Annotated in this window: 21 protein-coding genes; 13 read left to right on the forward strand and 8 right to left on the reverse strand. The window is 71.1% G+C overall.

From position 1 onward, the window contains the following. Positions 1–261: 261 nt before the first annotated feature. The 3 genes from KBO27_RS10075 to xylB all read left to right on the forward strand — a co-directional run bounded on the left by KBO27_RS10075 (position 262) and on the right by xylB (position 4311). Positions 262–1521: an ROK family transcriptional regulator gene (locus KBO27_RS10075; RefSeq protein WP_210969680.1), complete on the forward strand. Its 1260-nt coding sequence runs from the start codon at positions 262–264 to the stop codon at positions 1519–1521. A 53-nt stretch (positions 1522–1574) separates the two neighbouring features. Further along, positions 1575–2732, forward strand: a complete 1158-nt coding sequence (xylA, locus tag KBO27_RS10080; RefSeq protein ID WP_210969681.1) for a xylose isomerase — start codon at positions 1575–1577, stop codon at positions 2730–2732. A gap of 169 nt (positions 2733–2901) precedes the next feature. Continuing rightward, positions 2902–4311, forward strand: a complete 1410-nt coding sequence (gene xylB / locus KBO27_RS10085; protein WP_210969682.1) for a xylulokinase — start codon at positions 2902–2904, stop codon at positions 4309–4311. Positions 4312–4319: 8 nt separating this feature from the next. Here the strand turns inward: xylB and KBO27_RS10090 are convergent, their stop codons facing one another. Further along, positions 4320–4835: a hypothetical protein gene (locus KBO27_RS10090; protein WP_210969683.1), complete on the reverse strand. Its 516-nt coding sequence runs from the start codon at positions 4833–4835 to the stop codon at positions 4320–4322. A 304-nt stretch (positions 4836–5139) separates the two neighbouring features. Next, positions 5140–6348: an MFS transporter gene (locus KBO27_RS10095; RefSeq protein WP_210969684.1), complete on the reverse strand. Its 1209-nt coding sequence runs from the start codon at positions 6346–6348 to the stop codon at positions 5140–5142. A 345-nt stretch (positions 6349–6693) separates the two neighbouring features. On the opposite strand from KBO27_RS10095, the gene KBO27_RS10100 reads away from it, so the two are divergent. From KBO27_RS10100 to KBO27_RS10110, 3 genes are all read left to right on the forward strand, one after another. Continuing rightward, positions 6694–7800 (forward strand): endo-1,4-beta-xylanase, encoded by a 1107-nt coding sequence (locus KBO27_RS10100; RefSeq protein WP_210969685.1) that lies wholly within the window; start codon positions 6694–6696, stop codon positions 7798–7800. A gap of 183 nt (positions 7801–7983) precedes the next feature. Next, positions 7984–8646 carry a RiPP maturation radical SAM C-methyltransferase gene (locus KBO27_RS10105; protein ID WP_210969686.1) on the forward strand — a complete coding sequence of 221 codons (663 nt, stop codon included), beginning with the start codon at positions 7984–7986 and terminating at the stop codon, positions 8644–8646. A 213-nt stretch (positions 8647–8859) separates the two neighbouring features. Then, a complete protein-coding gene (locus KBO27_RS10110; RefSeq protein WP_210969687.1) occupies positions 8860–10227 on the forward strand; it encodes a sigma-70 family RNA polymerase sigma factor in 1368 nt (455 codons plus the stop codon). Positions 10228–10241: 14 nt separating this feature from the next. On the opposite strand, the gene KBO27_RS10115 is transcribed toward KBO27_RS10110, so the two are convergent. Further along, complete coding sequence (locus tag KBO27_RS10115) at positions 10242–10796, reverse strand: hypothetical protein (protein ID WP_210969688.1); 555 nt, start codon at positions 10794–10796, stop codon at positions 10242–10244. Positions 10797–11033: 237 nt separating this feature from the next. On the opposite strand from KBO27_RS10115, the gene KBO27_RS10120 reads away from it, so the two are divergent. The 3 genes from KBO27_RS10120 (at position 11034) to KBO27_RS10130 (ending at position 12326) form a co-directional block, all read left to right on the forward strand. Then, the gene (locus KBO27_RS10120) at positions 11034–11450 is read left to right on the forward strand and encodes a hypothetical protein (RefSeq protein WP_210969689.1); all 417 of its coding nucleotides are present in this window, start codon (positions 11034–11036) and stop codon (positions 11448–11450) included. Positions 11451–11512: 62 nt separating this feature from the next. Then, positions 11513–11761 carry a hypothetical protein gene (locus KBO27_RS10125; RefSeq protein WP_210969690.1) on the forward strand — a complete coding sequence of 83 codons (249 nt, stop codon included), beginning with the start codon at positions 11513–11515 and terminating at the stop codon, positions 11759–11761. Between the two features lie 277 nt (positions 11762–12038). Then, on the forward strand, positions 12039–12326 hold the full coding sequence (locus KBO27_RS10130) for a hypothetical protein (RefSeq protein WP_210969691.1): 288 nt from the start codon (positions 12039–12041) through the stop codon (positions 12324–12326). Between the two features lie 69 nt (positions 12327–12395). Here the strand turns inward: KBO27_RS10130 and KBO27_RS10135 are convergent, their stop codons facing one another. From KBO27_RS10135 to KBO27_RS10150, 4 genes are all read right to left on the reverse strand, one after another. Continuing rightward, positions 12396–13391 (reverse strand): LacI family DNA-binding transcriptional regulator, encoded by a 996-nt coding sequence (locus tag KBO27_RS10135; RefSeq protein ID WP_210969692.1) that lies wholly within the window; start codon positions 13389–13391, stop codon positions 12396–12398. Between the two features lie 78 nt (positions 13392–13469). Continuing rightward, positions 13470–14963, reverse strand: a complete 1494-nt coding sequence (locus tag KBO27_RS10140) for a long-chain-fatty-acid--CoA ligase (protein ID WP_210969693.1) — start codon at positions 14961–14963, stop codon at positions 13470–13472. Positions 14964–15137: 174 nt separating this feature from the next. Then, positions 15138–15830: a haloacid dehalogenase type II gene (locus KBO27_RS10145; protein WP_210969694.1), complete on the reverse strand. Its 693-nt coding sequence runs from the start codon at positions 15828–15830 to the stop codon at positions 15138–15140. Positions 15831–15953: 123 nt separating this feature from the next. Then, a complete protein-coding gene (locus KBO27_RS10150) occupies positions 15954–16427 on the reverse strand; it encodes an Lrp/AsnC family transcriptional regulator (protein ID WP_210969695.1) in 474 nt (157 codons plus the stop codon). 218 nt (positions 16428–16645) lie between these two features. On the opposite strand from KBO27_RS10150, the gene KBO27_RS10155 reads away from it, so the two are divergent. The 3 genes from KBO27_RS10155 (at position 16646) to KBO27_RS10165 (ending at position 19355) form a co-directional block, all read left to right on the forward strand. After that, a complete protein-coding gene (locus KBO27_RS10155; RefSeq protein ID WP_210969696.1) occupies positions 16646–17311 on the forward strand; it encodes a DUF6198 family protein in 666 nt (221 codons plus the stop codon). Between the two features lie 129 nt (positions 17312–17440). Beyond that, entirely contained in the window at positions 17441–18094 is a 654-nt protein-coding gene (locus KBO27_RS10160) for a class I SAM-dependent methyltransferase (protein WP_210969697.1), read from the forward strand. 91 nt (positions 18095–18185) lie between these two features. Beyond that, a complete protein-coding gene (locus KBO27_RS10165) occupies positions 18186–19355 on the forward strand; it encodes an APC family permease (RefSeq protein ID WP_246536824.1) in 1170 nt (389 codons plus the stop codon). On the opposite strand, the gene KBO27_RS10170 is transcribed toward KBO27_RS10165, so the two are convergent. Continuing rightward, positions 19333–22302 carry an AfsR/SARP family transcriptional regulator gene (locus KBO27_RS10170; RefSeq protein WP_210969698.1) on the reverse strand — a complete coding sequence of 990 codons (2970 nt, stop codon included), beginning with the start codon at positions 22300–22302 and terminating at the stop codon, positions 19333–19335. The genes KBO27_RS10165 and KBO27_RS10170 overlap by 23 nt on opposite strands. An 806-nt stretch (positions 22303–23108) precedes the next feature. On the opposite strand from KBO27_RS10170, the gene KBO27_RS10175 reads away from it, so the two are divergent. After that, positions 23109–23741 (forward strand): carbonic anhydrase, encoded by a 633-nt coding sequence (locus KBO27_RS10175; RefSeq protein ID WP_210969699.1) that lies wholly within the window; start codon positions 23109–23111, stop codon positions 23739–23741. Positions 23742–23814 lie beyond the last annotated feature (73 nt).

Genomic DNA, 23814 nt, shown 5'->3' on the forward strand with positions numbered 1-23814 from the left:
TCACCGAGGGGGCGGGAGCGAGACGGGCAGCCGAGAGACTACGCCGTTCGGCGCAAGGACGATCCCCGAATGCGGCACCGCGTGACGATCTCACCGCATCCGGTGACCGGATTAGTTCGCCGGGTCAACTAAAAGCTCAGGCGAGTCGCGGGATCCAGTGGGCGAAACCGACATGACCACGCAAAACGCCTTCTTCGCGGCCGCTCTTGCCATCGAGGGATTCGCCTATTAGTTTGGCGGCCGTACTTATTGGAGGTGGGTGTGGCCGAACGAGGAAGCGGCGAGGCCGTGCGGCTCGGCGCGTCGGCCGGTGTCGACCAGACCGCGGTGCGGCGGGCCAACCTCGCGCGCGTGCTCGACGAGGTGCGGCGCGGCGAGGTCGTCTCGCGCGCCGACATCGCCACCAGCAGCAAGCTCACCAAAGCGACCGTGTCGAGCCTGGCGGCCGAGCTCATCGACCGCGGCCTCATCCGCGAGACCGGCCTGCGCCGCGACGGCGCCGTCGGTCGTCCCGGACGCTCGCTGGAGCTCGACGGCGGCGGCATCACCGCCCTCGGGCTGGAGATCAACTCCCAGTACCTGGCCGCGCGCGGGACCGACCTGGCCGGGCGCGTCATCGTCGAGCGGCGGCTCGGGTTCGACGCCATGCGCGCCGACCCGGAGACCACGCTCGACCGGCTCGCCGCGATCGCCCGGGAAGCCGTCACGGAACTGGCGGGCACCGGATCGTCGTTCCTGGCGGGCATCGCCGTCGCGGTGCCCGGTCTGGTCGACGCCGAGACCGGCCGGGTGCGCTACGCGCCCAACCTCGAATGGCGCTCGATCCCGATCGCCGAAGCGCTGCGCGAGCGCCTCGGCGGTGACGTGCCGATCGTGGTCGACAACGAGGCCAACCTCTCCGCGCTCGCCGAGCTGCACTCCATGCCCCAGCCCGCCGCCGACCTGGTGTACCTGACCGGTGAGGTCGGCGTCGGCGCGGGCCTGATCACCGGTGGGCGGCTCCTGCGCGGTTCCGGCGGGTTCAGCGGGGAGATCGGGCACGTCCCGGTCGACCTCGACGGGCAGGTCTGCGGGTGCGGACGTCGCGGCTGCCTGGAGACCAAGATCGGCTTGCCCGCCGTGCTGCGCGCGGCGGCACCCGACCTGGCCGACCGGGACGTCGACCCGCAGGAGCAGGCACATGCGCTGCGCCAGCGCGCCGAGGACGGCGGGCCGGAGGCCATGGCCGGCTTCGACGAGATCGGCAGGTGGCTGGGCATCGGCGTGTCGATGCTGGTCAACCTGCTCAACCCGGGGGTCGTCGTCCTCGGCGGTTACCTCGGCACCGTAGCGCCCTACCTGGTTCCCGCCGCGATGCGGGAACTGCGCGACCGCTCGGTGGCCGGCGACGCGGCGGTCTGCCGGATCACCGCCTCCACCTACGGGTTCTCCGCCGCCGTGCGCGGCGCGAGCAGCATCGTCATCGAGGAGGTCTTCCGCGATCCGCTGCGCATCCCCGCGGCCGAGAAGGCCGTCGGCTGACCAATTTTCGGCACCACCATCGCACTGCACCACGACGTGAGGAGCATCAAGTCATGACCGACTTCACCCCGAAGCGCGAGGACAAGTTCTCGTTCGGCCTGTGGACCGTCGGCTGGCTCGGACGCGACCCGTTCGGCGAAGCCACCCGCAGCCCGCTGGACCCGGTCGAGGCCGTGCACCGGCTCTCCGACCTGGGCGCCCACGGCATCACCTTCCACGACGACGACCTGGTGCCGTTCGGTTCCGACTCCACCGAGCGCTCGGCCATCGTCTCCCGCTTCCGGGGCGCGCTGGACGAGACCGGTCTCGCCGTGCCGATGGTGACGACCAACCTGTTCAGCCACCCGGTCTTCAAGGACGGCGGCTTCACCGCCAACGACCGCGACGTGCGCCGCTTCGCGCTGCGCAAGGTGCTGCGCAACGTCGAGCTGGCCGCCGAGCTCGGCGCCCAGACCTTCGTCGCCTGGGGCGGTCGCGAGGGCTCCGAATCCGGTGCGGCCAAGGACGTGCGCGCCGCACTGGACCGCTACCGCGAGGCCGTGGACACCGTCTGCGCGTTCATCAAGGAGCGCGGATACGACATGAAGCTGGCGCTGGAGCCCAAGCCGAACGAGCCGCGCGGCGACATCCTGCTGCCGACCGTCGGCCACGCGCTGGCGTTCATCAACGAGCTGGAGCACGGCGACATCGTCGGCGTGAACCCCGAGGTCGGGCACGAGCAGATGGCGGGCCTGAACTTCGCGCACGGCATCGCGCAGGCGCTGTGGGCGGGCAAGCTGTTCCACATCGACCTCAACGGGCAGAGCGGCATCAAGTACGACCAGGACCTGCGCTTCGGCGCCGGCGACGTGCGCAACGCGTTCTTCCTGGTCGACCTGCTGGAGAACGGCGGCTACGAGGGTCCGCGGCACTTCGACTTCAAGCCGCCGCGCACCGAGGACTACGACGGCGTCTGGGCTTCGGCGGCCGGCTGCATGCGCAACTACCTGATCCTCAAGGAGCGAGCGGCGGCCTTCCGCGCGGACCCGCGGGTGAAGGAGGCGCTGGAGGCGGCTCGCGTCGCCGAGCTGTCCACCCCGACCCTCAACGCCGGGGAATCGGTGTCCGACCTGCTGTCCGAGGACCTCGACGTCGAAGCCGCGGCCGCTCGCGGCATGCACTTCGAGCGCCTCGACCAGCTCGCCATGGACCACCTGCTCGGCGTCAACTGATCCATCGAGTCCCTGGCCCCGGCACCCCGGTGCTGGGGCCGGGGCGTTCGCACCACCGCGTCCTGATCGCGCACAATCGTGTCCGGTCAGAACCGACCACGGCGTTCCGGCGCCGCACGAACCCGGCCCGGGAGTGCTTGCACTCCGCGAGCACGAAGGATGATCCGCAATGCTGGTGCTAGGCATCGACTCCTCGACCCAGTCCACCAAGGCGCTCGTCGTCGACGCCGACAACGGCGCGGTCGTCGCCGAGGCCAAGGCGTCGCACCCCAACGGGACCGAGGTGGACCCGGCGGTCTGGTGGGAGGCGGCGCAGAACGCCATCGCCGAGGTCGTCGCGAAGTCGCCGGGCCGCATCGAGGCGGTGTCGGTGGGCGGCCAGCAGCACGGCATGGTCGCGCTGGACTCCTCCGGCGAGCCGGTCCGTGACGCCCTGCTGTGGAACGACACCCGCTCCGCCCCGCAGGCCGAGGAGCTCATCGAACGCCACGGGGCCGAGGCGCTCGCCACTCGCACCGGTCTGGTCCCGGTCGCGAGCTTCACCATCACCAAGCTCGCGTGGCTGGCGCAGCACGAGCCGGACAACGCCGACCGCGTCGCGCAGGTGCTGCTGCCGCACGACTGGCTCGGCTGGCAGCTCGCCGGACGCCCCGAGCAGAGCTGGACCGACCACGGCGACGCCTCGGGCACCGGCTACTACTCCCCCACCACCGGCGAGTGGCTGCCCGAACTGCTCACCGAGGCCATGGGCGGACGCACCCCGGAGCTGCCGAAGCTGCTGGGCCCCAACGCCGAAGCCGCGCGAGCGACGCTGCCGGGCATCGAGGGCGCGACCATCGGCGTCGGCACCGGCGACAACATGGCCGCCGCGCTCGGCCTGGGGCTCAAGCCCGGTGACGTGGTGGTGTCGCTGGGCACCTCGGGTGCGGTGTTCGCGCCCGCCGAGAAGCCCAGCGCCGACCGGACCGGCATCGTCGCGGGCTTCTGCGACGCCACCGGCCGGTACCTGCCGCTGGTGTGCACCCTCAACGCCGCGCGCGTGCTCAGCTCCACCGCGCACATGCTCGACACCGATCTGGAGGGGCTCTCGCGCCTCGCGCTGGCGGCCGAGCCGGGTTCCGGCGGGTTGAGCCTGCTGCCGTACCTGGAGGGCGAGCGGACTCCGAACCTCCCGGAGGCCACCGGTACGCTGGCCGGTCTGACCGGCGCGAACATGACCCCGCAGAACCTCGCCCGCGCGGCCGTGGAGGGGATGCTGTGCGGGATGGCCGACGCCATCGACGCGCTGCGCGACACCGGTGCCGAGGTCCGGCGGGTGCTGCTCATCGGCGGCGCGGCCCGTTCGGAGGCGGTCCAGGCCATCGCCCCCGGCCTGTTCGGCGTCGACGTGGACATCCCCGAACCGGCCGAGTACGTGGCCATCGGCGCGGCCAAGCAGGCGGCCTGGGCCCGTTCCGGCAGCGCCGAGCCGCCGGAGTGGGAGGTCGCGGGCACCCGCCGGGCCGTCGGGGACGACACCAGCGGTGCTGCGGTCCGGGCGGCCTACGCCGCCGCGCGCGAGCAGGTCCACGGCATCTGATCACCGGTTCACGCGGCGACGGCCTCGCCGATCGCGGATGCCCGGAGGCCGCGGGCCGCGCGTCGGAGGAGGTCGTCGGCGCGCGGGTCCGGGCTCCACCCGCCAATGTCGGTGAACCAGTGGTCGTAGAGGAACGTCGCGGGCAGCGCCCGCGCGGTACCGAGGCCACCGCCGAGACCGACGGAATGACTGCTCACGGTGCCCAAACCGACTGGAAGCACGGGTTTTCCGTACAGCACACCGTTCGGCGGCATCGTCATGCAGGACCGCAGCGGGACGCTGCCGTGCGGCTCGTAGCGGGGTGTCACGACGGCCACCGCATCGGCCTCCGCGACCACCCGCAGGCTCGCGCGCACGGCGGGGTGCCGGTGGTTCCGGGCCATCAAGGCGGAGTGCGGCAGCTCCCCCACCGCGGCTTCGGCTGCCTCGGCGCCGCCGGGCGGCGCAGCTCGTCCAGGAGGGTGCGGGCCACCGCCGCGGACCGCGACCTCGGGCTCAGGTGCCGGTGAGCACGGCGAACTCAACCACGCCCGCCCTCCTCGGTCCATCGAAACCTGAACGAGGGCATGGCGGGACACGACAGCATGAGAACTCCCGGGACGAGACGTGCGAGCGGGCACCGGATTGAGAACCGGTGCAGGAGAGACGATTCCCGATGCGACGGCTGGTCAGCCGCGGATCAACAGATCGCGCCGCACACGCGCAGCAGGTCGATGTGGCACCGCACCACGGAACCGGCCTGGGCTGTCATGCCGGTCATCCTCACCCGCGTTCGGGAGCGCTGTGAAGCGCCGCCGCTCGCGTCCCACATCCCGGGCCGGTCAGGGGTCACGCAGGTCGCCGGTTCGACACGAACGTCACCGACACCAGCCCGATGACCGCGACGGCCGCGAACGCGTAGAAGCCCCACGGGTAGGCCAGACCCGCGCTGAGCAGCGCTCCGCCGACCAGGGGCCCGCAGATCGCGCCGAGCCGCCCCACACCGCTGGACGCGCCGAGCGCGGTGGCCCGTCCGACGGCCGGGTAGTGGTGACTGACGTAGGCGTAGACGAGGACCTGCGTGCTGAAGACGAACACACCCGCCAGCAGCACGCTGACGTACACGCCGAAGCCGGGCAGCCGCACGCTCAGCAGGGCGAGGAACACGGCTGCGGCGGTGAACCAGATCAGCGTGCAGGTGCGCACGCCGATGCGGTCGGAAACCCGTCCGGCGAGCAGGAGACCCAGCGCCGCACCGACGTTGAGGGTCAGCAGCAGCGCCAGCGCGGCGCCGAGCTCGTAGCCGGCCGCGCGCATGATTTCCGGCAGCCAGGTGTTGAGCCCGTAGACCAGCAGCAGACCCATGAACGAGGTCACCCAGAACGCCAGCGAGGACCGCAGGTAGCCACCGCGGAACAGGGTCGCCACCGGGCTGCGGGCGGCCTTCTCCTCGGCCGTCGCCGGAAGCGACTCCGGGAGGTGGCGCGCCAGCAGCGGCAGCAGCACCAGCGCGGGTAGCGCACCGATGACGAACATGGCGCGCCAGGTCAGCGCGGGGATCACCAGGATCCCCAGCAGCGCGGTGGCCACGGCGCCCACGTGGTAGCCGGTCATCAGGGTGGTCGTCGCGCTCCCGCCCTTGGCCTGGGTCGCCTCGTTGACCAGGGCGATCGCCACCGGCAGGACGCCGCCGAGGCCGAGACCGGCCAGGAGTCGCAGGGTTCCGAACAGCAGCGGGCCGTCGGCGAAGGCGCACGCCAGGGTCAGCGCGGAGAACAGCGCGACCGTGGTGATCATGAGCTTGCGGCGGCCGAAGCGGTCGGTCAGCGGCCCGACGCACAGGGCACCGATCATCACGCCCACCAGTCCGACCGAGGAGATCACCGAGGCGGTCGCGGGCGTGAGCTGCCAGCTCGGGTCGCGCAGCAGCTTGGGGAGCACGACGCCCAGGACCACCAGGTCGTAGCCCTCCAGCGCCACCGCGGCCCAGCACAGCGCGGCGACGCCCCGGGCGCTCGTCCCCGGCGCGCGGCCGGACCGTCCTGACGCCGTTGTCATTCCAGGTCACCTCTTCGATGTCGGTGTCGTGCCCGGAATCATGTGGGTGCCTCCCGGAACCCGGACCAGCGTTCCTTTCCGCCCAGCGGGAGCTGTTCCGAGGTTGATACCTGCTGCGGCGCGCGGTCGGATTCTTCTCTGAAATGTTTCGCTCGCCGATCCGAGTTCCACCCTCGGGGGCGGTTCATCGGCTCGGGAAGCGAGGGCTGGGAACTTCACCTACCTTGAATCCGAAAGCTGCGGTTCTTGACCTTTCCTCGCACGCGCCCATAGTCTTCGAAATCGCGTGTTGTTCGAAATATTTCGGAAACTGTTCCGGTCCAGTAGAGAACGCGGGAGTCCGCAATGAAGCCGATTCGCCTCGCCACCACCGCCGCCGCAGCGGTCCTGCTGCTACCCGTCCACGCCGAAGCCGCGCCCCAGGCGCCCGCGCTGCGCGATGCCGCACCGGACGGTCTCGCCGTCGGCTCCGCCGTCGCCGGCGGCGGCCACCACGACGAGCAGCCCTACCCCGACCCGTTCACCGCCGACCAGCCCTACCGGGACGTGCTCTCCCGCGAGTTCAGCTCGCTGTCGCCGGAGAACCAGATGAAGTGGGAGTACCTCCACCCCGCTCGCGACACATACGAGTTCGGCACCGCCGACGCGATCGTCGACTTCGCCGAGCAGCACGGCCAGGTCATGCGCGGGCACACCCTGCTGTGGCACAGCCAGAACCCGGAATGGCTGGAGAACGGCGGTTTCTCGCCCGAAGAGCTGCGCGAGATCCTCCACGAGCACATCACCACCGTGGTCGGCCGCTACGCCGGGCGGATCCAGCAGTGGGACGTGGCCAACGAGATCTTCGACGAGTCCGGGAACCTGCGCACCACCGACAACATCTGGATCCGGGAGCTCGGCCCCGGCATCATCGCCGACGCCTTCCGCTGGACCCACGAAGCCGATCCCCACGCCAAGCTGTTCTTCAACGACTACGGCGTGGAAGGCGACAACGCCAAGAGCGACGCCTACTACGCGCTGGTCCAGGACCTGCTGGCGCAGGGAGTTCCGGTGCAGGGCTTCTCCGCGCAGGCCCACCTCAACCTCGACGACGGGTTCCCGGCGGACCTCACGCAGAACCTGCAGCGCTTCGCCGACCTCGGACTGGAAACCGCGATCACCGAGCTGGACGTGCGCATGACGCTGCCGCAGGGCGGTGCTCCCACCCCGCAGCAGCTGACCGAGCAGGCCGACTACTACCGCCGGGCGCTGCAGTCGTGCCTGGACGTCTCCAGCTGCCACTCGTTCACCGTGTGGGGGTTGCCGGACAAGTACTCCTGGGTCCCCGGAACGTTCCCGAACCAGGGCGCGGCGACGATCTACTGGGACGACTTCACCCCCAAGCCCGCCTACGACGCGCTGCTGGAAACCCTCTCGGCGAGCGAGCGGAAAAGCGGGAAACCCGAGAACTAGACGATGACGACGTCCGGGTGAATCTCGCCTGGTTTCGCGAGGGCCTTCCTGGCACGGTGGATCGGACTGGGGTTCTTCGCGGTGCGACGAGGCGACGTGGACGACGTCCGGACTTCTGAGATGCGCGAGGGGGCGGCTTCCCGCTGCTCCACCGCACGAGTGGCGAAAGGTGATGCGGGTCCGATGCGGTCGCAGGCCGAGATCAGCACCGAGGTGTCCTACGAGCGGCTGTCGCGCCTGCGCGACACCGGGTTCCGCCGGCTCCGGCCCGGTATCGACAACCTCAGCACCCGGGTGCTGCGCCTGGCGGGCAGCCGCGCCGAGGGCTGCGGGAACGTCCGGATGCTCCGCGACGCGCGGACTCTGGGGCTGTCGGTGGAGTGGACCTACCGCTACGGCTTCCCCGGCGAGACCGACCGCTCCTACTCGCGGGTGCTGACGCAGTTCTCCGCTCTGCACCACCTTCCGCCGATGCAGAGCGCCGTCCGGTGCGGTGACGGCATCTCCGACGACACCGAAGCGGCGCTGCTGGCCGGTGTCGCGGCGTGGCGGCGGGACCACCCGCTCGGCCTGCTGGAGCTCGTCGAGGACGGCGGCGCGCTCGTCGTCCTCGACGACCGGCCGGGTTTCGGCCGGCACGAGTACGTCTTCGCCGGTGAAGCGGCGGAGCTCCTGCGGTACGTGGACGCCCCCTGCCCCCTGTCGGTGCTCGCGGCCCGCTTCGGCGGGCAGGTGCACTCCCGCCTGGCGGATCTGCGCGAGTGCGGACTGGTGTTCACCGACGCGGGCAGCTGGGTGCACGTCCTGCCCCGTCCGACGAATCACCGGCTGCAACTCGCGAATTGACCGTTCCGCCCCGTTCGTGACCTTCGGGCGTTCCAGCGCTGCGATGTTCCGCCCATCGCCGTAGCCCGTCGGAATCCCTTGCGCGCCATACGAACGGAGCAACACGCGGTCACGAAGGCGCAACGAATGGGGTCGCCGCCGACCACCGCCGTCCTGGCCGGGGTAGCAATTGTGCCGGGCAGTGATGATCAAGATCGCGAGCAGGGGGCTGGCATGGCGGCGTTACCGACGGAGGCTGGCTCCCAGGAGCGCAGCGACGGCGAGCTGATCGAGGCGGTGCGCGAGGGCGACACCGGGGCCTACGGAAGCCTCTACGAGCGGCACGTCGCCGCCGCGCACAGCATGGCCCGCCAGGTCACCAAATCGCCCGCCGAGGCCGACGACGTCGTCTCCGAGGCGTTCGCGAAGGTCCTCGACCTGCTCCGCGACCAGCGCGGACCGACCTCGGCGTTCCGCGCCTACCTGCTGACCGCCGTCCGGCACGCCGCCTACGACCGCACCCGCAAGCAGCAGCGGCTCCAGTACGCCGAGGACCTGGAGACGGTGCCCGGCATCGACATCTCCGAGCCGTTCCAGGACACCGCTGTCGAGGGCGAGGACCGGTCCCTGGTCGCGGCGGCGTTCGCGAAGCTTCCCGAGCGCTGGCAGATGGTGCTCTGGCACGTCGAGATCGAGGGCGAGTCCCCGGCGAAGGTCGCTCCGCTGCTGGGGATGACGCCCAACGGCGTGTCCGCGCTGGCCTACCGCGCGCGGGAGGGCCTCAAGCAGGCGTTCCTGCAGGTGCACCTGGGAAGCCTGGACGCCGAGCAGGAGCGCTGCCGGGAGAACGTCGAACGGCTCGGCGCGTGGACGCGCGGCGGCCTGGCGAAGCGGGAGACCTCGCGGGTCGAGGCGCACCTCGACGACTGCGACCGGTGCAGCGCGCTGGCCGCGGAACTGGTGGAGATCAACGGAGCGCTGCGCGTGTTCATCGCTCCCCTGGTGATCGGCAGCGCGACCGCGGCCGGTTATCTCACCGCGGTGGGTGCCGGGAGCGGCGGAGTCGTCGGCGGGGTCGTCAACGCCGTGGGCGGACCGCGACGTGCGGCCGTGTCGGGGGCCGCCGTGGCCGCAGCGCTGACCGTCCTCGGCCTGGCGCTGGCCGCCAACGAGGAAGACCTCCCGCCCGTCGCCTCCGCACCACCGCAGCCGTCCGCCCCGCAGCAGCCGCAGCCGCAGTCACCGCCGTCGCCGCCCGCACCCCCGGCGGCTCCGGCCGCTCCCGCCGCGCCGGGAAGCGCGCCGGCGCCCGGACGACCGGCTCCCCCGACCGGCGCTCAGCAGCCGAACCCGTTGCCACCGCTGCCGATTCCCGCACCGCCCCCGTCACCCGAGCCGGTCGCCGACGGCACGGCACACGCGGGTGTCGAACTGCTCGGCCTCGGCGTCGATGCCGAGCCGCACCTGCTCATCGACGACGACGGCATCGACGCGGGCGCGGTCGTGAAGGTGGAGCAGGCGTTCCCGCCGGATCGCCTCATCGCGGTCGACGATCTCACCGGCGCCCTGGACGTCCTCGGGAACCCGATCATCGAGCGCTGAACCACCAGCCCGGATCACCCGCCGGAATCCTCCTCGGGAGTCGAGTCCTCCGAACTCGGAGCCTCCTCCGATGACCCGGGGTCCGGCTCGACCGAGCTCGTGTCCGGTTCCGGGGGCTGCAACTCCGGCGACTCGGGCGGAGATGTCTCCGGCTCCTCCACCTCGGACTCGACCGACGAGGGCGGTTCCGAGGGCGAACTCGTCGACAGCGGGACCGGCACTTCGTACGGCACCGGCACGGGTACCGGGACAGGAACCGGGATCGGGCCGTCGGCGCACAGCCGGAGGTAGCTGTGGACGTCGGCGGGGTCGTAGAAGTCCCACCACTCCGGATCGTCGCAGTGACGATCCGCGCTCTCCCGGACCACGAGACCGCACTGGGCCTTGGTCCTCTCGCTCATCCGCGCCGGATCGGTCCCGCAGTCGTCGCGCTGCTTTTCGACCGGTGCTCGCGGCGGTGCAGGCGGCGTCGGGACCTCGACGTACACGGTCCGGGGCAGCTGCCCCGCAGAGCACCCGATGAGCAACGCGGCAGCCGCGACACCTCCTGCCAAGGCCGCTGCGTACATCACGCACCCCCAGGAATTCCGCGGTGGACGACCAACCACCCGGGGTCCACGTTACGTCGCCGCATCACAGGTGCCCCGGGACCAAAGCCCCTGGTCGGAGCTCGATGATCCGGAGCCCAATGACAGCGGGAACTCGGGCTCGCAGCCGGAGTTCCCGCGCTTCGAGGGGGATGCGGACTCATCGCGACCTCACCCCGCATCCCGCTCGTCCACCCCACCACCCGGAAGGACCCCGCCATGCGCCGCCGGCTCCGCACCACCGCCGCTGCGCTCGCACTGCTGAGCGCACCGGCGCTGACGGCGTGCGTGACCTACCTGCCCGCTGCGCCGACGATCACGATCCCGGTGCCGGAAGCGCCCGTCGCACCCGCAGCGCCCTACGAGGTTCCGCAGCCGAGCGCGGGCCGCACGAGCGGTTGCGTGGCCTCCTACGAGACCGCGCAGTCCCATGTGGACATCTGCGGATCGGCAGGATCGCTGTACTACTACGGATCCAGCGACAGCGGGTCGATCACGCTGCGCGCCTACACCAGCGGAAGCGGGTACGCGACCGAGAGCAACGACGGGCACGTGTACCACGTCGACGACTCCGCGCTGACCATCGCCCGACACGGCACGATCATCTCCTCCCAGTCGGTGCTGTCCTCCAGCTGACCGGCTGCGCAGGTCGGTGGCCGCGTCCGAGCACCCGCCTGCAGCGTCCTCGGGGACCTGACATGGGCGTTCCACTGCTCGAATGGATCGGGGTCCCCGTCGAGCTGGGCGGCTACGAGTTCTCCCCGCGCCAGGCGCTGGAGACCATCGCCGAGGTCGCGGCGCTGCGTCCTGCAGCGCTCCTTCCGCGATCTGCACGGAGGCACCCAGCACGTGACCTCGGGACCGGGCGTGCGCAGAACTGCGGCAAGCTGCTCGCCGGCCTCTCGGACGGTCACCGGCAGTTCCTGGATCTCGTCGAGAGCGACTGACCTTGACCGCTTTCGCGCAGCTCAGCGGCTACGTCACGATGAGTGACCGGTGGCGGCCGAACGGGTGCAATCCAGCGGAATCCGGGCGCGCCGGACATCAGCGCTTAACTTCTGCTCCGGCCGCTGTCAGATTGAGCCCAGCACTCGGGTGCGCGGGCATGCCCACCTCGCCGGCGGTCGACCGAACGGATCAACGGTCCCGACGCCGTTCGGGGCAGGCGGAGGGAATCTCCTGCCCGCGACGCATTAGGATGATCGGCCGCGAGGGGGCGCTGGTTTGAACACCGCACAGGTCCACCGGAAGGCACGGCGCAGGCAGCACTCCCGCGGCAGGCACAACACGCGCCCGACCGCCACCCGCCCCTGGGTGGGGCGCCCGCTGCCCGCTCGCCCCGGCACCTCCCCGATCCGCACGCCGCTGCCGGTCACCCCGGCCGCGCCACCGCCCAAACCTGAGCCCACCCGAGGAACCACCATGACCGCACGTCACGCCGAGCTGATCACGGCGACGCTGTCCATCACCACCTTCCTCGCGGTCGGTGCGATGTGGATCGGCTACTTCTAGGAACCGTTGAGGACCCGCTTCGCGCAGCGGTGCGGGCCGAGTCCCGCACCGCGCCTTCTCGTCCGGCTCCTAGCGGCTGACGCGAGTTGAGTCGCGGACGACCAGCTCCGGCTGGAACACCAGCTGGCGGTGCCGGATCGGCTCACCCGAGGTTTCCGCGATGAGCAGTTCCGCCGCCGTGCGGCCGAGCTTGCGCGCGGGCTGGCGCACCGAGGTCAGCGGCACCGCCGCGGCCCCGGCGAACTCGATGTCGTCGTAGCCGACGATCGCCATCTCCTCCGGCACCCGCACACCCGCGGCCACCATCGCCTGCAGCAGGCCCAGCGCGAGCAGGTCGTTGGCGCAGAACACGGCCGTCGGGCGCGGGCTCATCCCCAGCAGCCGCGCACCCGCGTCGCGTCCCGACGCGACGTCCAGCGCGGAGGACTCCAGCACCGACAGGCGCGCGCCGGTGCCTTCCAGCGCCGATCGGGCGCCCGACTCGCGGTCCCGGCACTGCGCGAGCATCGACGGGCCGTTGACCATCGCGATCTCGCGGTGCCCGGTCTCGGCCAGGTGGCGCGCCGCCAGCGCTCCCCCGGTCACGTCGTCGACGGCGACCGAGCTGCCCTGCACCTCCGGCACGGTGCGGTCGACGAACACGTAGGGGATGCGGCTGCGGGCGAAGGTCCGCAGCCGCTCGCCGGTCGTGTCCACCGGGGACAGCAGCAGTCCGCGCACTCGCTGCTCGGCCAGCATCGACAGGTAGGAGGACTCCAGGTCGACGCGCTGGCCGCTGTTGCAGGTGATCACGTTGAGCCCGGCCTCGTGAGCGGCTTCCTCGGCTCCTCGGGCGAGGTCGACGAAGAACGGGTTGGCCAGGTCGAGCACGAGCAGCGCCATGATGCGACTGCTTCCGGCGCGCAGCTGCCGAGCCGACTCGTCGCGGACGTAGCCGAGCTCCTCGATCGCCGACTGCACCCGCCGCCGCGTCTCGTCCGACACCAGCTGCGGGCGGTTGACCACATTGGACACCGTGCCGATGGAAACCCCGGCCAGCCGCGCGACGTCCTTGATTCCGACCATGCTCAGACCTCACTCACAGACTTCCGTGAGCCTAGTCCGCCGGTGCCGGGCCCGGCGCGCGGCCGGGCCCGGCACCGCTCACACCTCGCGGGGCATCTCCTTGACCTCGCGGCGCAGGATCTTGCCCGTCGGCCCCTTCGGCAGCTCCGGGACCAGCCAGACCTCGCGCGGGTACTTGTAGGCGGCGATGCGCTGCTTGACGAACTCGCGCAGCTCGTCCTCGGTGGCGTCCTGGCCGGGCTTGAGCGACACGGCCGCGCCGACCTCCTCGCCGAGGTCGGAGTGCTTGACGCCGACCACCGCCGCCTCGGCGACCGCCGGGTGCTCGTAGAGCACCTCCTCGACCTCGCGCGGGTAGACGTTGTAGCCGCCGCGGATGATCAGGTCCTTCTTGCGGTCGACGATGAAGTAGTAGCCGTCGGCGTCCTTGGTGGCGATGTCGCCGGTGTGGAACCAGCCGTCCTTGATCGCCTCCGCAGTGGCCTCCGGACGGCCCCAGTAGCCCTTCATCACGTTCTCGCCGCGGATGACGATCTCGCCGGGCTCGTCGAGGCCGACCTCGTTGCCGTCGAGGTCGACGACCTTCATCTCGCAGCCGCGCACCGGCAGCCCGATGGACCCGGGCTTGCGCTCGTAGCCGGGCTGGTTGAACGAGGCCACCGGCGAGGTCTCCGACAGGCCGTAGCCCTCCAGCACCTGGCAGTCGAACTTCGCCTCGAACCCGCGCAGCACCTCCACCGGCATCGCCGAACCACCGGTCGCGCAGGTGCGCAGCGAGCTCATGTCGGCGCCGTCGGCGTCGGGGTGGTTGAGCATCGCGGCGTACATGGTGGGCACGCCCTCGAAGATGGTGACCCCGTCGCGCGGCACGATCTGCAGGGCCTTCCCCGGGTCGAACCGCGGCAGCAGGGTCAGGCAGGCGCCGACCATCACCGAGGTGTTGAGCGCGCAGGTCAAGCCGAAGACGTGGAACAGCGGCAGGCAGCCCATCACCACGTCGTCCGGGGTGAGCTCGAACAGCGTCTCCACCGCCATCTCGGCGTTGGAGGCGAGGTTGTGGTGGGTCAGCTCGGCGCCCTTGGGCTTGCCGGTGGTTCCCGAGGTGTAGAGCAGCACGGCGGTGTCGGAGTCGGTGCGCTCGACGGGTTCGGTGATCGGCTCGCCACCGAGTTCGAGCGGGCCGACCGCGCCCACCACGACACCCGGGATCCCCACCTCCGCGGCAGCGGCCGGCACCGCGTCGCCGCCGCCGTCCCAGCCGTAGACCAGCGACATCTGCGAGTCGCGCAGGTAGTACTCGACCTCGCGGGCCTTGAGCAGCGGGTTCATCGGCACCACGGTCGCCCCGGCCAGCAGGGCGCCGTAGAACAGGATCGGGAAAGCGGGAACGTTCGGGAACACCAAGCCGACTCGGTCGCCGGGTGAGATGCCGCGTTCCCGCAGGTCACCGGCCACGGCGGCGGCCGAGGCGTGGAGCTGGGCGTAGCTGAGCACGTGCTCGTCGAGACGGACCGCGGGCCGGTCGCCGTGCCGCTGAGCGGACGCGACCAGGTTCGCTGCCAGGTTCGTCATGTTCCGTTCCCGTCGTCGTTGAGGTGGTTCGGAGCAGGCGAGATCATCGATCCCCAGCAAATCGTCCATGTTCCGCAGCCCGGTGGCAATCGTTCGGGTGTACATTTCGGTAACACGTAGTCGTCATACCTGCGACAATGCACCGAACGGCGGAGCACTTGCGCTTCGGGCGCCTCAGAGGAGCTGGGCGGCGAGTTCGGCGATCGTCGCGGCCTGGAGGTCGAACTCGTCCTCTTCGGCCGGTTCGCCTTCGCCTTCCCTGGCGATGTAGGCGGTGGCCATGCCCTGCTCCGCGGCGGCGCGCAGGTCCCACGGGTGGGAGGCCACCATCAGGGCCTGACCGGGTTCGACGCGCATGAGCTCCAGCGCCTTGCGGTAGACCGACGGGTCCGGCTTGTAGGCGCCGACGAGCTCCGAAGACAGGGCGAACGCCCAGCGCAGACCGCCGCGACGGGTGATCTCGGCCAGCGCGAGCATGGTCGTGTTGGACAGGGCGACGACGTTGAACCGGTCGGCCAGCGCGCCGACACCGGGCGCGGCGTCCGGCCAGGGCTTGGGGCGCAGACCTTCCGCGGCGAGCGCGGCGAGCGCGTCCTCGCCGAGCGAGACGTCGGCGGCCTTGACCGCGTGCTCCAGGGCCTCGCGGTTGAGCTCGTCCATCGGCCGGTACTCGCCGCCGGCCGCCTCGGACAGCAGCTCGTCGAGCCTGGTCAGCCAGGCGTTCGCGAGCGCGTCGCCTCTCTCCTCCGGTTCACCTGCCTCCCCGAGCGCGTCCTGGACCGCGGCGCGGATCGAACCTCGTTCGTCGACAACGGTTCCCAGGACATCGAAGATCAGCACGGACAGGCGAGAGACATCGAGCGACACCGGGTGATCATGCCTGTTCGGAACGCAAGATCACACCCCTTCGGGTGAACACGGTTCGATCTCGAGTCAGTAGCCGAAGCAGCATAAGGCGGAAGCCATTCGGCCACTTCGCTGCGCAGCCGCTCACGAGGTGCGGGCGGCGACCTCCAGCAATCCCCGCATGCGGGTGGTCATCGCCTCGTGCAAGGAGATGGCGGTGCTGGTGCGCTCGACTCCGTCGATGCCGAGGATCTCGTTGGTGATCCGGTTCAGGTCCTGCGTGTCGCGAGCCACGACCTTGACCATCAGGTCGGCGTCGCCGGAGGTCGCGTGGATCTCGATCACCTCGGGCAGCTCGCGCAGCGCGGTGGTGGTCACCGGCTGCTTGGTCTGGCTGATCTGCATCGACACGAAGGCCACCAGGTCGTAGCCGAGCGCCACCGGGTCGACGCGTCGGCTGAAGTCGCCGATGACGCCGTTGTGGCCCAGCTTGCGCAGCCGCGCGTGCACGGTGTTGCGCGCGACGCCGAGCTCGCGGGACAGGCCGAGGATGGTCAGGTCCGGATCGTCGTCGAGCGCGAGCAGGATTCGGGCGTCGAGGGCATCGATCTCGTTCACCAGCGGCACGCTCCGGGAGGTCGGTGGTCGCCGCGCGTTCTGGGCGCGCCGGCGAAACCCCAGGTCAGATGTGGTGCCCGACACAACGACCGAGAACCGTGTGACGAGCACCTGCGGATTGAGCACTCTGCCACACCCGCGCGGTCGTTCGCGAATTCTGTCGCAGCCGCGAAGGGCTGTGTTGCCTGTTGTGCTGTGCTGACCCGACCATTTCGAGCATGCCTGCGCAGACCGCGACCTCGACCCCCGTGACCGCACCGCCCAACGCCGCCGAGATCCGGCAGCCGACCGCGGTACCGCACACCCGCACCGAGGACGTGCTCGGTCTGCTCACGGGCACCTTCGTGGTCTCGCTCGGCCTGCACCTGCTCAAGTCGAGCCAGATCGTCACCGGTGGAACCGCCGGGCTGTCACTGCTGCTCAGCTACGGGCTGCCGGTTCCCTTCGGGGTGCTGTTCCTCCTGGTCAACCTGCCGTTCATGGCGCTGGCGGTGGCCAAGAAGGGCCGCCGGTTCGCGGTGCGCTCGCTGATCTCGATCGCGCTGGTCTCGGCGTTCGCCCCGCTGCACGCGCAGCTGTTCGGAGCCCTGCACCTGCCGCAGGTCTACGCGGCGGTCAGCGGCAACCTGCTCATCGGCATCGGGCTGCTGATCGTGTTCCGGCACGACTCCAGCCTCGGCGGGTTCAACGTCGTCGCCCTGATCGCCCAGGAACGCCTGCGGTGGCGGGCGGGCTACGTGCAGATGGCGCTGGACGTGCTGGTGATCATCGCCGCGCTGCTCGTCGTCTCGCCCATCGCGGTGGTGATCTCGGCGCTGGGCGCGGTGCTGCTCAACGGAGTCCTCGCGCTCAACCACCGCCCTGGGCGCTACCTGGGGGCGTGATCGCGCGAAAGCGGCGCTGCCGTCGGCGAAGACCGTCGGGCTCGGGTTCGCACACCGCGGATCGGATCTTGGAGCGTGGTAGCTTTCCCGCGTTGACGAGGCATCGTGCGAATTGCTGCGGAGGCTCGCGTGAGCACCGAACTTCCTGACTTCGACGCCGTCTACCGGGGCGAGTCGCCGGTGACCGAAGACGCGCGCGTGCCGTGGAACATCGGTGTGCCGCAGCCGGCCATCGCCGAGGTCATCGAGCGCGGTGACATCGCCGGGCCGGTCCTCGACGCCGGGTGCGGCGTCGGCGTCACCAGTCGGGACCTGGCCGCGCGCGGCTTCGAGGTGTTGGGCGTGGACCTGTCCGAGACCGCCATCGCGCAAGCCGAGGCGGCCCGCGACGAACGGCACGCCACGGCGACGTTCGAGGTCGGCGACATCACCGAGCTCTCCGGCCACGACGGGCACTTCGGCACGGTCATCGACAGCACCCTGTTCCACTCCATGCCCGTCGAGAGCCGCGCCCCCTACGTCGCCGCCATCGCCCGCGCGGCCCGCGAGGGCGCACGGCTGCACATGCTGGTGTTCGACAAGGGCGCGTTCCCGGAAGGCGGCGGACCCCACGCCGTGGACGCCGACGAACTGCGCGCGGCGGTCGCCGAGCACTGGACGATCGACTCGATCGAGCCGAGCACCATCGCAGGTTTCCTGCCCGCAGCGGTCGGCACCCACCACCCGGCCGACGAGGCGGGACGCGCGCTCGTCCCGGCCCACTTCCTCACCGCGCACCGCTGATCCGGTCGTGACGACGAACCCGCAGTCCTCGGGCGCTCCGCTGGCACGTCGGTTGGGCACCGTGGATGCGACCGCGATCGGCCTGGGCTCGATGCTGGGAGCCGGGGTGTTCGCGGTGTTCGCTCCCGCCGCTGCTGCCGCCGGTAGCGGACTGCTGTTCGCGCTGGTCATCGCCGGGTTCATCGCCTACTGCAACGCCACGAGCTCGGCGCAGCTCGCGGCGGTCCACCCGGCTTCGGGTGGCACCTACGTCTACGGCCGCGTCCGGCTGGGCCACTGGTGGGGTTTCACCGCCGGGTGGGGTTTCGTGATCGGGAAGACGGCCAGCTGCGCAGCGATGGCGCTGACCTTCGCCGCCTACGCCGCACCGGGTTTCGAGCGTCCGGCCGCCGCGCTGGCGGTCGCGGTGCTCGCCGCCGTGAACTGCGTCGGCATCACCCGCACCGCCGCGCTGACCAGGATCCTGCTGGTGCTGGTGCTGGTCGTGCTCGCGGGTTCGGCCGCGCTGCTCTACCCGTCCGCCGGGCCCCTCAGTGCGCACGACTGGCTGCCGCACGGGCCGCTCGGCGTGCTGCAGGCGTCCGGCCTGCTGTTCTTCGCCTTCGCCGGATACGCCCGCATCGCCACCCTCGGTGAGGAGGTCCGCGACCCGGCGCGCACCATCCCGCGTGCGATCCTGCTGGCCCTGCCGATCGCCGCCGTGACCTACGGCGTCGTCGGACTCGCCGTGCTGCTGGTCCTCGGACCGCACGCCCTGGCCGCGAGCACCGCGCCGATCGCCGACGCGCTCGCCGCGGCCGGGTACGCGCAGTTGACCCCGGTGGTGCGGATCGGCGCGGCAGCGGCCAGCCTCGGCGCGCTGCTCGCGCTGATCGCCGGTGTCGGGCGCACGGGACTGGCGATGGCCCGCGAGGGCGACCTGCCCCACTACCTCGCAGCGGTGCACCCGCGCTTCCAGGTCCCGCACCACGCCGAGCTGACCGTCGCCGTGGTGGTGATCGCACTCGTGCTCACCACCGACCTGCGCGGGGCGATCGGGTTCTCCAGCTTCGGCGTGCTGGTGTACTACGCGATCGCCAACGCCTCCGCCTTCACCCAGCCACCGACCGAGCGCCGGTGGCCGAAGGCGCTCAACGCCGCCGGGCTGGCGGGGTGCCTCCTGCTGGCCGCGACGTTGCCCTGGACCTCGGTGGTCGCAGGACTGGCGGTGTTCACCGTCGGGCTCGGCCTGCGCCTGCTCAGCAGGGCACGCTCGGGCTGATGTCCGCGTTCAACCTCCTCCGGAGCTCGCCGGCCTCGGGAGCGTCGAGCTCCTCGTAGATCCGCACCGCCGTTTCCCAGTGGCGGGTGGCCGATTCGCGCTTGCCCGCCGCGGCGTGCAGATCGCCGAGCCCGGTGTGGGCGCGGGCCCGCACGTAGTTGCTGCAGCCGCTGTTGGCCACGCCCAGGGCGTGCAGGTGGCAGCGGGTGGCTTCCGACTCGTCGCCCATCGCCGCGTGCGTCTCGGCCAGGGCGGTCAGCGCGATCGCCTCCAGGTTCGGCGACCGCATCTGGCGCGCGAAGACCAGTGCGGCGCGGTGGCTCTCCAGCGCCTGCGGGTGGTCACCGAGGCAACGGCGGATGGTGCCCAGCCGGTGCAACGTCATGCCTTCGAGGAAGCGGAACTTGCTGCGCCGGGCGAGCACCAGCGCGCGCTCGGCGTGCTCGGCCGCCTCCGCGAACCGGTTGAGGTCCCGGTAGAGGCCGGCCAGCGCGTAGGACGCATCGGCCTCCGCCGGGCGGTACCCGTGCGCGGCGGCCACCCGTGAGGCTTCCCGCAGGCACTCCAGCGACTCCTCGTGCCGCCCCCACCGGCGGTGCAGCCGTCCGAGGCAGATCATCGGGCGCAGGCCCAGCAACCGCAGCCCGGCCTGCTGGTAGAGCCGCGTGGAACGGCGCAGGTGGTCCAGCGCCAGCTCGGTGTGCCCGGTGAACACGCACACCTCCCCCAGGCTCTGCAGCACCGCCGCGGTCCCTGCCGGTCCATCGGCCTTGCGCAGCGCCCGTTCCAGCAGGTCGCGGGCAGCCGCGAAATCGTTGCGCCGGCAGTGCGCCACACCCAGTCCGCGCAGCGCGATCCCCTCGCCGACCCGATCGCCGCGCCGCGCGGCGATCTCCAGCGCCTTGCCGTGGAGCCGCTGGGCCGCGTCGACGTGCCAGCCGAAATCGAGCGCGACGTCCAGCACGACGGCGAAATCGACCGCGTAGTGCTCGAATTCACCGTCGACCATCTCGGCGATGCGCACCATCGTGTCGCGCTTGGCGTCCAGCCAGCGCGCCGCGTCCTCGTGGTCGCGGATCGGCGGCGCGGGGAAGGCGGGTTCGGGCGCCGGCAGCGAACCCGGGGCGAGGAACCCGGACGCGGTCGTGGCGACCTGCAGGTAGTAGTCGTAGAGGCGCCGCAGCGCTTCCCGCCGCTCGGCGGCGTTCTCGGTGATGCTGGACAGCTCCGCGGCGTAGGTCTCCAGCAGGTCGTGCAGCCGGACCCGCTTGCCCGCGACCTCCTCCACCAGGTGCGCGCGCACCAGTTCGGCCAGGCCCCGGCGGATCACGCGGACGTCGTCCTCCCCGGCCAGCGCGGCCAGCGAGTAGGCGTCCATCTCCTCGCCGGGGTGCAGTCCGAGCATCCGGAACAACTTCGCCTCGGCCACCGACAGGTTGCGGTAGGACGCGGCGAAGATGGTGCGCACCGACGCCTGCGGGTCACCGCTGTCGAGCAGGTCCAGACGCGCCTGGGCACAACCGAACTCGGCGATGGTCTGGCTGATGCCCCGGTTGCGGTGCCGCCGCACCCGTTCCGCCGCGATCCGCAGCGCCAGCGGCAATCGCGCGCAGCACTCGATGAGCTCGTCCACGGCGCCCTCGTCGGTGACCAGGTCGCCCAGCAGTTCCTTGAGCAGCAGTCGCGCCTCGTCCGCGGTCATCCGGTCCAGCTCGACCAGGTTCGCCCCGTGCCCGACGAGCAGTCCGTCGAGCTGGTGTCGGCTGGTGACCACCACCGCGCAGTCGGAGTTGCCCGGCAGCAGCGGGCGCACCTGCTCGGCGCTGGCGGCGTTGTCGAGCACGAGCAGCACCCGCTTGCCGTCGAGGAGGCTGCGCAGCCGCGCGCCGCGCTCGGCCGGGTCCAGCGGCACGTCCTTGCCGTCCACGCCCAGCGCCCGCAGCCACCCGGCCAGCACGTCGCCGGGTTCAGCCGGTGTCCCGGTGCCGAAGCCGCGGAGGTCGGTGTAGAGCTGGCCGTCCGGGAAGCGGGTTTTCACCCGGTGCGCCCAGCGCAGCGCCAGCGAGGTCTTGCCGGTTCCGGCCGTGCCGACGATGACCGCGATCGGGATCGTGCGGGTCTTGGCGTCGAGCGTCTCGTCCAGTTCGGACAGCGGGAGCTCGCGGCCGACGAAATCCGGTGCGCTGTGCGGCAGTTGGGCCGGGACGTGCGTCGTTCCCATGACCTCGACCGCTTCGCCCGCGCGGATCTGGCCGTGCAGGGCGCGCAGCTCCGGTCCCGGGTCCAGACCGAGCTCGTCGTTGAGCACCTCGCACGCGTGCTGGTAGGCCGACAGCGCCTCGGCTTGCCGTCCGCTGCGGTAGAGCGCCAGCATCAGCAGGCCGTGCAACCGCTCCCGCAGCGGATTGCGGTGCACCGCGTCGAGCAGTTCGCCCGCGACGGACTCATGCCGACCGGCCCGCAGCTCGGCGGCGTAGCACTCCTCCACCGCCAGCGACCGCTGCTCGGTGAGCCGTTCGACGACGGCGTCGACGTCGGGCAGGTCGACCTCCTGGTACGGCCTGCCCCGCCACAGGCCCAGGGCGCGCCGCAGCAAGCCGGCCGCGCAGGCCGGATCCGGCTCTCCCGCCGCTTCGTCGAGCAAGGCCGCGAAGACCGCCGCGTCGAGCTCTCCCTTCTCGACCCGCAGGCAATAACCGGCAGGGCCGTAGGTCAGCCGGTCGGGGTCGTCGAGCTCCCGGCGCAGCCGGTGAACGTGCACTTGGAGCCGGCTCGCCCCGTGCTCGTCCGACGCACCCCACAGCGCTTCCAACAGGACGGTGACCGGTACCGGTTCGTTGGCGTGGGCGAGCAGAACCGCCAGCAGGCTGCGCCGCAGCGCACCCGTCAGCAGCGCCGCTCTGTCCCCGTCGAACATCCGGACCGGTCCAAGAACTTCGAACCGCATCTCGCTTCCCCCAGAAATCCACAAACGATCAATCCTGCCGCACTTCGACCCTTCGCCGCTGCCTCCGGAAAGCGGCGAGAAAGCCATGCCGCGCACATTGGCCGCACATCGGCGGCCAACTCAACGAGAGGCACTCCAATGAGTGATACCGACTACCTGTTCGATGCAGGCGCGGATTTCGGAATGGGAGCGCGAATGGCCGGGTGACAACAGGTCCTTCAGAGAATGGAACGACATTCCGAGAACCCGAACCGCTCGCGACAACGCGGCGGCCGAGGCCGCGGGAACGTCAACGTGATCCGGCCTCGCGGGCCGGCGTGTGATCGGCGTCCGACCTGCAGGCGAAGCAGGTCGGCCCACGCGGCGTCGCCCTACACGCGTGGCCAGAAAAGACGATGATCCATCGCTACACCCCCCAAGGTGTTCGCGTAGCTTCTTCCCCCAGAGCGCGGTGGTTGAACCACCGGCATCGGTTCCGATGATGACCGTTCCCCCGAACAGCGCACAAGCTCTTAGGCCGAACAATTTTCGAAGCTCGCCGCCGCCGCCATTCTGACCTGGCGAAACTCTGTGCGAATTGCTCGATTTCAATTCGCTCCGACACGCCGATGTCGTGTGGGACCTCGCGTGCGGACCACTTCCGAACGACAGATCGGCGGTGAGGCGGCCCCCTCATCCGCCTCACCACCGCGCGCCGAGAATACGACGGACGGAGGGTCGTTGCGAACTCAAGCACCGCCGCCACCAGCGTGCTCTGCCCCACTCGCGATCTGCCGCGGCCACCCGGCTGGGTTAATGTCAACACCATGAACCGCACGCCAGCCACGCCTGCCGAGGCTTTCGCGACACTCATGGAAGGCAACCAGCGCTTCGTCGAGAGCACCCGGCTGCACCCCAACCAGGACGCCGACCACCGCGCCTCCCTGGCCCCGGGCCAGACGCCGTTCGCGGTGCTGTTCGGCTGCTCCGACTCCCGCCTCGCAGCCGAGATCATCTTCGACCGCGGCCTGGGCGACCTGTTCGTCGTGCGCACCGCCGGTCAGGTGACCGGTTCGGAGGTGCTGGGCAGCATCGAGTACGGCGTGGGGGTGCTGGGCACTCCCCTGGTCGTGGTGCTCGGTCACGACTCCTGCGGCGCGGTCGTCGCGGCGCGGGAGGCCGTCGTGGAGGGCACGAACCCGCCCGGGTACCTCCGCGACATCGTCGAGCGGGTCACGCCGAGCGTGCTGGCCGCCAGGGCCGCCGGTGAGAACGACGTCGACGGCATCGTCGACGTCCACATCCAGCGCACCAGCGAACTGCTGGTCGAGCGCTCCTCGCTGCTGGCCGACGAGATCGCCGCCGGCCGCTGCGCCGTGGCGGGCCTGTCCTACCGCTTGGCCGACGGCACCGTTCGCCTGGTGGCCAGCCACGGCCCGCTGGAGCGCACCGCGGCCTAGCGGCATCGGCCACTGTGGATGATGACCTCGGTGGCCGTTCTCGGGAAGCCGGTCCTCTCGTCACGCGTTAGCC

It is taken from the genome of Saccharopolyspora endophytica, assembly GCF_018070075.1.
Lineage (GTDB): Bacteria > Actinomycetota > Actinomycetes > Mycobacteriales > Pseudonocardiaceae > Saccharopolyspora > Saccharopolyspora endophytica.